1 protein-coding gene is annotated in these 1,037 nt (G+C 76.0%); it reads left to right on the top strand.

Annotation, left to right across the window (positions count from 1 at the left end):
- Positions 1-950, top strand: a 950-nt coding sequence (gene ispF / locus OZN99_RS32330) for a 2-C-methyl-D-erythritol 2,4-cyclodiphosphate synthase (protein WP_270939281.1), incomplete at its 5' end; no start/stop codon positions are given.
- Positions 951-1,037 lie beyond the last annotated feature (87 nt).

The raw sequence follows: 1,037 nt of genomic DNA, 5'->3' as shown, positions 1-1,037 counted from the left end.
AGGGCCTGCCGATCCGCCCGCCGGTCGCCGGCGGCGCCACCCGCCAGGCCAGCGTGCTGGCGGGGCTGGAGGCGCTGGCACCCGACGCGCCAGACATCGTCCTGGTGCACGACGCCGCGCGCCCAGTGGTACCGCCGGGCACCGTCCCCGCCCTGCTCGCCGCGCTGGCCGAGGCGCCGGGCGCGATCCCGGCGCTGGCCGTGTCGGACACGCTGAAGCGCGCCGAGGGCGGCCGAATCCTCGAGACGGTGCCGCGCGCCGGGCTGTTCCGCGCGCAGACTCCGCAGGCCTTCCGCTACGCGGCGCTGCTGGAGGCGCATCGCGGCGCCACGGCGGAGGCGACCGACGACGCCCAGCTTCTCGAGGGCGCGGGGCTTCCCGTGCACCTGGTCGCCGGGCACGAGAGCAACGTGAAGATCACCTGGCCGGAGGACCTTGCCCGCGTGGAATCCGCCCTGCTCGCCCGGATGATTCCGCGCATCGGAACCGGCTTCGACGTGCACCGCATCGCGGAGGGCCGGCCGATGGTGCTGTGCGGCGTCACCATCCCCTCCCCCTTCGGGCTGGACGGGCATTCCGATGCCGATGTCGGCATCCACGCGCTCTGCGACGCCATCTACGGGGCGATGGCGGAGGGAGACATCGGCCGCTGGTTCCCGCCGTCCGAGGCGCAGTGGAAGGACGCCGACAGCGCCCGCTTCCTGCGCCACGCCGCGGAACGCATCGCGGCGCGCGGCGGCGTGCTGGCGAATGCCGACGTCACGCTGATCTGCGAACGTCCGAAGATCGCCCCGCATGCCGAGGCGATGCGCGCGCGGCTGGCCGCGCTGCTGGGCGTCGAGCCCGGCCGCGTCTCGGTGAAGGCGACCACCACGGAGCGGCTGGGCTTCCCCGGCCGCGGCGAGGGGATCGCCGCGCAGGCGGCGGCGACGGTGCTGCTGCCCGGCTGACGCCGGGCGCAGCACGCCACAATCAGTGCACCACGCCGGGTTCCGCCGGCGGCGGCTCGGCAGGGGCCGGCTGGGGCGCTGCCGCCG

The sequence above is a fragment of the Falsiroseomonas oryzae genome (assembly GCF_027856955.1).
GTDB classification, from domain to species: Bacteria; Pseudomonadota; Alphaproteobacteria; order Acetobacterales; family Acetobacteraceae; genus Falsiroseomonas; species Falsiroseomonas oryzae.
This window is presented reverse-complemented; position numbering and strand designations above follow the sequence as displayed.